Source organism: Streptococcus cristatus, from assembly GCF_963529205.1.
In the GTDB taxonomy this organism is placed as follows: domain Bacteria; phylum Bacillota; class Bacilli; order Lactobacillales; family Streptococcaceae; genus Streptococcus; species Streptococcus cristatus_O.
Genome location: NZ_CAURYF010000013.1, coordinates 35,558 through 45,011 on the forward strand (window position 1 = coordinate 35,558; position 9,454 = coordinate 45,011).

Genomic DNA, 9,454 nt, shown 5'->3' on the forward strand with positions numbered 1-9,454 from the left:
GTGACCCTATTTTACCATAAATCAGCACTTTTTTCGACAGAAAAAGAGCGGAGTAAAGTTGTTGATACCTATATATTTATATGTTTTCTTGTCTTAAAACTAAGTTATGCTATAATAGAACAGAACATTTATTAAAAGGAGTCTTAACTGTGAAGAAAATTTTACTAGCTAGCGCCTGTCTGCTGGCTTTGACTGCCTGCAGCATGCCTAAGCAAACTAAGCACGAAAGCAAGCCCAACCAAAGTCAGAGCCAAAGCAAGCCAAAAAAAGAAGAGAAAGTAAAAACCAAGACTTTTGCTTACAACATGCCTAACGGATACAATAATAAAATTGTCGCTTATTATCAAAAAGATAGGATTCGAGCCTTCGATTTTATGGCTACGAAACCGACTCAAGAGGACGAGCAAAGTAAGAGTCCTGAAGAAATCAGCAACATTTATCAAGAAGAATTAAAAGCTGGTGACATTTATGATAAATTCAGCAAGTTAGATGGAGTCACACTTGAAATCAAAGTTTCAGAGGACAAGAAAACCGTTGCACAAGTTGCCCACTTTGATCTCAGCAAAGCAAAAGAAAAACAAGTCATGGCGGCTTTAGGGGAAACAACTAAAGATAACCTATTCAAAAAGCTTAAGGAAAAGCCCGAAGATTTCTTTGATTTTCTGCTATCTCAAGGATTCACAGAAGAATGAAATCTTTTCTGACTTATTTTTTACTTTAGAAACTATCCTGTCTTGCTAGCCAAGTCCTTAGTTCGCCAGCAAGAAAAAAACTTAGGAAATATTTTTTAGAGTAAGCTATTAGCTTTCACTTCTCCAATAGCATGATTTTCAAGGAGTTTTTATGCGCTTAACTAAAAAAACTGTTTTTATTGGTATCGCTTCTCTTCTTATTTTGGGCTTAGCTGCATGGGGAGTAAATGTATTTCTCGTTATGAACAACGCTCAGCAAAGTTTTGATAAAAATTTTATTCACTTTCAAGCTAAAAGTGATGACAACGAAACTTTTATTACACAAGGCATTGGAAAAAAAGAAGCTTATAATTTATCCTACTCTCCTACTAAGAAGACCATTGAAATAAGCAAATCGACTAAAAATGGAGATATCTATTCTTCCGATTCCATTTACGGAGCAGTAAAAATCTATGATATAAAACAAAACGCTAATCGCTATGTCTTTGTAACAGCTGCAAAACCAATAATCGTTGACTTTGGAATAACTTCAGTCAAGGTAACTTATGACGGGGGTCATTTTGAAACTCCATATTCTGAGCTGCATTTTGGTGAAACTTTCCCTAGTGAAGATAACTAGATAGAAAGTATTCCAGGTCGTCAATCTTTATTTATGAACTAACCAAGCTAATAAGATATGGTTAGTTTTTGTTTGAAAAAAAGCGGTTTCAACCGCTTTTTATCTCAATACTGCTTCTGCCAGCGCTTTTTGGATGGCAATGACACTTTTATCACTTCGGAAAGTTAGGGTTTCGGCCGGTTCCTCAGCACTGGAAACCCAGATTTTCAGCTCAGCATCTAGGTCAAAGTGGCCAGCCGTTTCCACTGAAAAACGAGAAATGGAGCGATAAGGATAAGACTTATAAGCCGTTTTCTTGCCTGTCACTCCCTGCTTGTCCACCAAGATCAACCGCTTATCTGTAAAGACAATCAAGTCACGAATCAGACTGAAAGCCAACTCCACATTTTCTGCTGGCGTCAGAATATTCTCCAATTCTCTTTCTGTTTTTTCAATATCTTTCTGAGAAGCATTACCCAATAAACCGCTGAATAATCCCATTATCCGTCCTCCAATCCATTTTCCCTACTATAGCATTTTCAAGGCTAATAAGCAAAAGAAAGAGAGTGGGACAGAAATCTGAAATTCGTTAGAATTCGATTTCGTCGTCCCACCTCCGCACAGTTGAGTAGGGCTGTAAAAGCTGATGAAATCAGCCTAGTAGAGCCCACTCAACCACTGCGTCTTGCTCGACAATCCAAAGACAATTGAGAGGCTAGGACTTTTGTCCTAAACTCTTGTTTTATTTTGTCAAAATAGACAGAGTTTCTAGCAGATTATCGGCGTGGACTTCAATGGTATCGCCAGTAGCCTTGATCTTGACTTCGACGATGCCTTCTGCGGCTTTCTTACCAACTGTCACACGGATTGGAAGACCAATCAAATCGCTGTCGCTGAACTTGACACCCGCACGCTCATTGCGATCATCCACCAAGACCTCATAACCAGCACTTAGCAAGTTAGACTCGATTTGGTCAGTCAGAGCCAGAGCTTCCTCGTCCTTGACATTGACCGGAATCAGGTGCACGTCAAATGGTGCCAGCTCTTTAGGGAAGTTGATTCCCCAAGCATAGCGGAATTCACCCTTAGGAGTTTTATTGACAAAGAGACGGGCATGCTGCTCCATAACAGCAGACAGGAGACGGCTGACACCGATACCGTAACACCCCATAATCATCGGTACGGCACGGCCATTTTCGTCCAAGACATTGGCATTCATGCTGTCAGAGTAGCGTGTTCCCAATTTAAAGATATGCCCAATCTCAATCCCACGAGCAAACTTAAGGATACCTTGACCGTCCGGAGACACTTCACCTTCACGAACTTCGCGGATATCCACATACTCTGGGCTAAAGTCACGGCCTGGATTAACACCAGTCAAGTGGTAGCCATCTTCATTGGCTCCAGCTACGGCGTTAGAAAGGTCTTGGACTCTACGGTCTGCGATAATAGCCACATCTTCTGGCAGGTTGACTGGACCTAGTGAGCCAAAGCCTGCGCCCAAGAGCTGACGAACATCCTCTTCACTAGCGACTTCAAAGAAATCTGCACCCAAGTGGTTTTTCAGCTTGACTTCGTTGAGTTGGTCATTGCCGACAAGGAGCGCTACGACAGGCTTTTCATCAGCCATGTAAACCAAGGTCTTGATTGTTTCTTCTGTATCAATTTGTAGGAAAGCTGCTACCTCATCAATGGTCTTGCAGTCAGGAGTTTCTACACGCACCAACTCTGCTTCAGTCACTACCTTTTTGTTTGGTTTGTAAGCATTGGTTGCCATTTCTAAGTTAGCTGCATAGCTAGACTCACTAGAGTAGGCAATGGTGTCCTCACCAGAAACCATCCATTTAAGCAATTCTGCCTTAATTTCTTCTTGCACTTCTGCAGGAATTTCATCAAATGAGGCAACTGACTTATCCAAAACAGCCCAACGGTCAAGATCTGTACGAGCAGGTGTGATAGCCATAAATTCCTGACTATCCTTACCCCCCATAGCGCCACCGTCACCGATAATGGCTTTGAAATCTAGCTCACTGCGAGTGAAGATTTTCTCATAAGCAGATTTGTACTCATCATAAGTTACATCCAAACTATCATAGTTAGCATGGAAACTATAACCGTCTTTCATGATAAATTCACGGGTACGAAGAAGGCCGTTACGCGGACGCTTTTCATCACGGTACTTAGGCTGGATTTGATAGAGGTTAAGCGGCAATTGCTTGTAAGATTTAACAGAGTCACGGACAATGGAAGTGAAGGTCTCTTCGTGTGTCGGACCTAGAATAAAGTCTGATTTTTCGCGATTTTTCAGCTTGTAGAGGTCTTCACCGTAGGTCTCGTAACGACCTGACTCGCGCCACAAATCCGCACTGAGCAGAGCTGGGGCCAGCATTTCAACCGCACCAATCTTATCAAACTCTTCCCGCATGATTTTTTTCGCTTTTTCAATGACACGGTTAGCGAGTGGCAGATAAGAGTAAACTCCCGCAGAAACTTGGCGAACATAGCCAGCCCGCAACATAAGGGAATGGCTGATAACCTGAGCATCGCTTGGCATTTCGCGCAGCGTTGGGATTAGCATTTTACTTTGTTTCATAAAAACAAAACTCCTTCATAGAATATTTTTCAATCTTTTAAAATGTTAGAAGAACAATTTCATAATATCATTCCAAGTCACAGCAATCATGAGGACAACCATGACAGCTACCCCTGCAAGGGTAACATAGGTTTCTGTTTCCCGTTTCAAGGGTTTGCGACGGATAGCCTCAAGGATATTGAGGACAATTTTTCCTCCGTCCAAGGCTGGAATCGGAATTAGATTAAAGATCCCGATATTAAGGGATAGCATGGCTAAGAGACTCAGAATAGCCGGCAAGCCCTGCTGAGCCGCCTGACTGCTGACATTATAAATAGCAACCGGACCGCCTAATTTATTTAAATTAAAGTTAAAAATCAAATCTTTCAAGGCTGTCAAAATCCGACCTGTGGTCGTCCACGTAGCGGTAAAGCCTCCGACCACCTTGTCCCAAAAACCAGTCTTGATAGCAGGCGAAACACCTAATAGATAGCGATCCCCCTCTTTTTTAGGTTCAATATCTACCTTGTGAGTCTGACCCTCGCTCTTATAAGTGATGGTCAGTTTTGGTGCATCTGCCTTATCTTTCGTCGCTTCTGACACGGCTTTAGTCAGGTCATCCCCGTTTGCAATCTCATAATTGTTGACTTTCAGAATCTGGTCATTGCTTTTCACCCCTGCCTTGGCAACGGCGCTACCTTCCAGCACCTGAAAATGATTGCTGTTTTCATCCTGGACACCGCCTTGCAGAAAGGCCAAGAGCATGAAAACTAGAATGCTCAAAATGAAATTATTCATGGGGCCAGCAAAATTGGTGATGAGGCGTCCCCAGATAGTCGCATTTTGATACTGAACATCCAGCGGAGCAATCCGAACTTCCGTTCCGTCTTCCTCAACAATGGTCGCATCGTGATCAACGGAATAAGTCTTGGTCTCATCCAAGACCAGCCCTGTAATCTCCAGCTTTTCTTCAAAATCAAAACTAGTCACATTCATAGGTAGAGCCGTCTGATCAATTTTCTTGCCAGACAGATTGATGCGGACGACTTTCCCATCTTCATTCAAGGTCAGACTAGCTGGCGTACCTGTTTTGATTTCTGTCGAATCCTCGCCCCAGCCAGCCATACGGACATATCCACCTAATGGCAGAATCCGAATCGTATAGGCTGTTCCATCCTTGCCAATATGAGCAAAGATTTTCGGGCCCATCCCAATGGCAAACTCACGAACTAGAATGCCTGATTTTTTGGCAAAGTAGAAATGTCCAAACTCATGAACCACCACGATGATCCCAAAAATAATAATAAATGTAAAAATCTGCATAAGTCTAATCTTTCTCTTAAGATTGTTCATTAAGCCAAGAAGGCTTTCGGCTGCTTGGCCACCAAACTCCTTAGAACAGGCCAAAGAGGTGCATCAGTGGAAAGACAAAAAGCAAGCTATCAAAGCGATCTAAAACGCCGCCGTGCCCAGGAATAAATTTCCCTGAGTCTTTCACACCAAAGTGACGCTTAATGGCGCTCTCTACCAAGTCGCCAAATTGGCCAGCAATACTAAAGACAACAGTCAAAAGCAGCATGGTCACAAAGCTATATGGAGTGGCAACTTGCGGACGAACAGACATAAAAATCGCAGAAACCAACACCGCTGAGATAATGCCTCCTAAACTGCCTTCAATGGTTTTATTTGGCGATATCTTTGGCAATAATTTTCTCCGCCCGTAGCGGGTACCAACCAGATAGGCCCCACTATCTGTTGCCCAGACGATAAAGAGAGCCAGCAAAACCTTGTCCACATTCACCAAACGGGCATCGATCAAAGCATTAAAGCCTAGACCAACATAAAAACTAGAAGCAATCGGATAAGCTGCATCTTCAAAACTATAAGAGGAACCTAAAACAGTCGCTCCTAGCAAGACGAAAACAACCAAGCTATAAGCCATCACATTGCCGTCCACGGGCAAAAACTTCAAGTAATTTTCAAGTGGCAGGGTCAAGACGAAAGCTGCCAGCATAGCCAATCCACCCTCTAAGGTCGCTGTCGGAAGCCCCTTCATCTTAAGCAATTCATGCACTGCTAGCATAGCTAGAAGGCCAACACTGATCTGGAAGGGAATCCCTCCCATTTTCACTAGAGGTATAAAAATAGCTAGAGCAATTCCTCCAAAAAGAAGACGTCTTTGTAAATCTAAACTCATCTTTTTCTCCCTCCTTTATACACCGCCAAAGCGGCGATTACGGCGATTATACTCTACAACTGCATCCTTCAAAGCCTTCTCATCGAAATCCGGCCAAAGGATATCTGTAAAATACAACTCGCTATAAGCTGTCTGCCAAGGCAAGAAATTGCTAAGGCGCAGCTCGCCACTCGTCCGAATGACCAAGTCAGGATCCCGTAAACTTGCAGGCAGACTGCTGGTATAGAGGTAATCTCCAATCATTTCCTCTGTAATATCAGCTGGTTGAACTTTCGCATCTAAAACATCTTGGGCAAGCTTTTGAACCGCTTGATTGATTTCAGCTCGTCCACCGTAGTTCAGGGCGAAGTTCAAAATCAGCCCTGTATTCAAGCGAGTCAGATCTTCAGCTTTCTCCAAGGCCTCAAAAGTAGCTTTAGGAAGTCGCTTCGTATCGCCAATCATTTGAATTTTTACATTGTTTCTGTGCAATTCTGGCACATAGCGGTCATAAAACTCAACCGGCAAATTCATTATGAAGGACACTTCTTTTTCTGGTCGCGTCCAGTTTTCCGTTGAAAAGGCATAGACTGTCAAGACCTGCACACCCATCTCCTTGGCTGCAATCGTCACTTCTTGCAAGGCTTCCATACCAGCCTTATGACCAAAGACGCGTGGCTGCATACGTTTTTTAGCCCAACGACCATTGCCATCCATGATAATGCCTATATGCTTGGGAACAAGCAAGGCCTCATCGAGCTTTTCTTTTTTCTTAAAACTAAACATATTTTTTATCCTATTTAAAGTTTTATCATTTCATTATATCATAAATCCTTCAAATGTGGGCAGGAGAGCTGATTTTTCGTCTATCAGAGCTGATGATAAATAGCTGGTAGTGCCTACAGGCAGGTTTCGCTAGTGTTGTGCAACTATAATATTGTAAAAGATGAGTTTACAATATGTCCTTAAAATAAAAAAGACAGCCTCTCGACTGTCCTATATCCTATTCTTCAATGGCAGTATCTTCATCAGACACAGCGATATCGCCTTCCACTCCCGCAGCAGCTGGGATACCTTCTGTCAATGGCAAAACAGTCTTAATGGCTGCTAATTCAAATGTCAAGAAAACACCGTCTACGTCCAAGACAACAGTCTTACGCTCTGAATCAACTTCATCAACAGTCCCGTAAAGACCACCAATAGTAATGACTTCATAGCCTTTTTGCAGTTTATTGAGGCTTTCCATCCGTTTTTCAGCTTGCTTTTTCTGTGTCCGTACTTGGAAATACATCATCCCTACTAGTACAACAAAAAAAATAATCATCATTGTTGGATTCATTTCTCTTCTCCTTTGGAATTCATCTACGTAATTACTATAGCAGATTTTGACCCGTTTGACAAGGCAGGAAAATGATTTCCAAAAAATCAGGATGCCTTGCATCCCGATTTTATGCCCTTTTATTTAAGATTTTTAACAACTTCTGCTACGTGCTCAACTGTAAAGCCGTATTCTTCCAGCACCTTGCCTGCTGGAGCAGATGCACCAAACTGATCGATTCCGATAACTGCACCGTCCAGACCGACATACTTGTACCAAGGCTGGCTAGCTGCCATCTCGATCGCTACACGGCGCCGAACTGCATTTGGTAGAATTTCTTCTTTGTAGGCTGCATCTTGAGCATCAAAAAGCTCTGTTGATGGCACGCTGACCACGCGGATTTTAGCGCCTTCTGCTGCAAGTGCTTTAGCAGCTGCAACAGCCAAATTAACCTCAGAACCAGAAGCCAACAAGATAGTATCGAAATCTGCTCCTGTTTCGTAGACTACATAAGCTCCTTTAGCTACCTTGTCAAAGTCTGTTCCTTCTTCGACTGTCAGATTTTGACGGGTCAAGACCAGAGCAGTCGGAGTAGATTGGCTCTTAAGGGCCAAGTACCAAGCCGCCTGAGTTTCACGCGCATCTGCTGGGCGAAGAACAGTCAGGTTTGGAATCGCACGCAGACCAGCCAAGTGCTCAATCGGCTCGTGAGTCGGTCCATCTTCACCAACTGCAATAGAATCGTGTGTGAAGACATAAGTCACTGGCAAGCCTTGAAGGGCAGATAAACGGACAGCTGCCTTAACATAGTCTGAGAAGACGAAGAAGGTACCACCGTAAACGCGAAGACCACCATGAAGCGCCATACCGTTGAGAATAGTTCCCATGGCAAACTCGCGCACACCAAATTGGATATTGCGGTTGAGACGGTGGGTGTCGTCCTGCAGGCCGTCTTCCTTGATGTAGGTCATATTAGAATGAGCCAAGTCAGCAGAACCACCGAGGAAAGTCGGAAGCACCTTAGCTGCTGCATTGAGGGCATCTTGGCTAGAATTACGGGTCGCTTGAGAGAAGCCATTTTCAAGCACTGGGAAATCTTCTGGTTTGATCTCTACTGGATCCTGACCAGCGATAATAGCCGCTACTTCTGACGCCAATTCTGGATGGGCCTGCTTGTAGTCCTCTACTAGCTGTTTCCAAGCATCGTAAGCCGCTGCACCACGCTCTGCAACATTTTGACGGTAGTCTGCATAGACTTCCTCAGGAATCTCAAACGGGGCATAGTCCCAACCCAAGGCTTTACGAGTAGCTTCCGCTTCTTCTGCTCCTAAAGGCGCACCGTGAACTGCATTGGTTCCTTGCTTGTTTGGAGAACCGTAACCGATAACTGTCTTAACTTCAATCAAAGATGGCTTGCCAGAAGCCTTCGCTTCATTGATAGCCGCATCAATCGCTGCAAGGTCTGTTCCGTCTTCTACCAAGGCAGTATGCCAACCGTAGGCTTCATAGCGGGCACGAACATCTTCTGTAAAGGAATCCTTGGTCTCTCCATCTAGGTTGATATCATTTGAATCATAGAGAACAACCAGCTTGTCCAGCTTTTGCAAACCAGCGTAAGAAGCCGCCTCAGCTGAAACTCCCTCCATCAAATCGCCATCACCACAGATGACATAAGTGTAATGGTCGAAAATCGGATAGCCTTCACGGTTGTACTTAGCAGCCAAGAAACGCTCTGCTTGAGCAAATCCAGTCGCTGTAGAAATCCCTTGTCCCAATGGTCCAGTCGTCGCATCAACTCCAGCCGTATGACCAAACTCTGGGTGACCTGGTGTCTTAGATCCCCATTGGCGGAAGTTTTTGATTTCCTCCATGCTGACATCTTTAAAGCCAGACAGATGAAGCAAGGCATAAAGCAACATAGAGCCGTGTCCTGCAGATAGAACAAAGCGATCGCGGTTAATCCAATTTGGCTCTTCTGGATTGATGCGCAGCTGTTTGGTAAATAGGTCGTAAGCCATTGGCGCAGCACCCATCACGATACCAGGGTGACCTGACTTAGACTTTTCAATCGCGTCAATTCCTAAAAAGCGAATGGCAT

The 9,454-nt window shown here is 43.8% G+C and carries 9 protein-coding genes; 2 read left to right on the forward strand and 7 right to left on the reverse strand.

Going from position 1 to position 9,454, the window contains the following annotated elements:
* Window positions 1-149 precede the first annotated feature (149 nt).
* Together RWS39_RS04315 and RWS39_RS04320 are read left to right on the forward strand one after the other, a co-directional pair.
* On the forward strand, window positions 150-692 hold the full coding sequence (locus RWS39_RS04315) for a DUF1307 domain-containing protein (protein WP_314480868.1): 543 nt from the start codon (window positions 150-152) through the stop codon (window positions 690-692).
* Window positions 693-843: 151 nt separating this feature from the next.
* Window positions 844-1,311 (forward strand): hypothetical protein, encoded by a 468-nt coding sequence (locus RWS39_RS04320; RefSeq protein ID WP_314480871.1) that lies wholly within the window; start codon window positions 844-846, stop codon window positions 1,309-1,311.
* A gap of 99 nt (window positions 1,312-1,410) precedes the next feature.
* Here RWS39_RS04320 and RWS39_RS04325 read toward each other — a convergent pair whose 3' ends face one another.
* The 7 genes from RWS39_RS04325 to tkt all read right to left on the reverse strand — a co-directional run.
* On the reverse strand, window positions 1,411-1,791 hold the full coding sequence (locus RWS39_RS04325; protein WP_045500867.1) for a PH domain-containing protein: 381 nt from the start codon (window positions 1,789-1,791) through the stop codon (window positions 1,411-1,413).
* A 241-nt stretch (window positions 1,792-2,032) separates the two neighbouring features.
* Entirely contained in the window at window positions 2,033-3,883 is a 1,851-nt protein-coding gene (locus RWS39_RS04330; RefSeq protein ID WP_314480874.1) for a proline--tRNA ligase, read from the reverse strand.
* A 45-nt stretch (window positions 3,884-3,928) separates the two neighbouring features.
* Window positions 3,929-5,185, reverse strand: coding sequence for an RIP metalloprotease RseP (gene rseP, locus RWS39_RS04335; protein WP_314480878.1), 1,257 nt, complete (start codon window positions 5,183-5,185; stop codon window positions 3,929-3,931).
* A 70-nt stretch (window positions 5,186-5,255) separates the two neighbouring features.
* Window positions 5,256-6,059: a phosphatidate cytidylyltransferase gene (locus RWS39_RS04340; RefSeq protein ID WP_314480880.1), complete on the reverse strand. Its 804-nt coding sequence runs from the start codon at window positions 6,057-6,059 to the stop codon at window positions 5,256-5,258.
* A gap of 15 nt (window positions 6,060-6,074) precedes the next feature.
* Window positions 6,075-6,824 carry an isoprenyl transferase gene (locus RWS39_RS04345; RefSeq protein WP_125383329.1) on the reverse strand — a complete coding sequence of 250 codons (750 nt, stop codon included), beginning with the start codon at window positions 6,822-6,824 and terminating at the stop codon, window positions 6,075-6,077.
* Window positions 6,825-7,041: 217 nt separating this feature from the next.
* Entirely contained in the window at window positions 7,042-7,377 is a 336-nt protein-coding gene (gene yajC / locus RWS39_RS04350; RefSeq protein ID WP_005591861.1) for a preprotein translocase subunit YajC, read from the reverse strand.
* Between the two features lie 119 nt (window positions 7,378-7,496).
* A partial coding sequence (tkt, locus tag RWS39_RS04355) for a transketolase (protein ID WP_314480885.1) occupies window positions 7,497-9,454 on the reverse strand: 1,958 nt, incomplete at its 5' end.

Excerpts from the sequence above, each read along its gene's own strand:
- RWS39_RS04320 (WP_314480871.1), top strand. The coding sequence starts at position 844 with ATGCGCTTAACTAAAAAAACTGTTTTTATTGGTATCGCTTCTCTTCTT.
- RWS39_RS04325 (WP_045500867.1), bottom strand. The coding sequence starts at position 1,791 with ATGGGATTATTCAGCGGTTTATTGGGTAATGCTTCTCAGAAAGATATT.
- RWS39_RS04330 (WP_314480874.1), bottom strand. The coding sequence starts at position 3,883 with ATGAAACAAAGTAAAATGCTAATCCCAACGCTGCGCGAAATGCCAAGC.
- rseP (WP_314480878.1), bottom strand. The coding sequence starts at position 5,185 with ATGCAGATTTTTACATTTATTATTATTTTTGGGATCATCGTGGTGGTT.
- RWS39_RS04340 (WP_314480880.1), bottom strand. The coding sequence starts at position 6,059 with ATGAGTTTAGATTTACAAAGACGTCTTCTTTTTGGAGGAATTGCTCTA.
- RWS39_RS04345 (WP_125383329.1), bottom strand. The coding sequence starts at position 6,824 with ATGTTTAGTTTTAAGAAAAAAGAAAAGCTCGATGAGGCCTTGCTTGTT.
- yajC (WP_005591861.1), bottom strand. The coding sequence starts at position 7,377 with ATGAATCCAACAATGATGATTATTTTTTTTGTTGTACTAGTAGGGATG.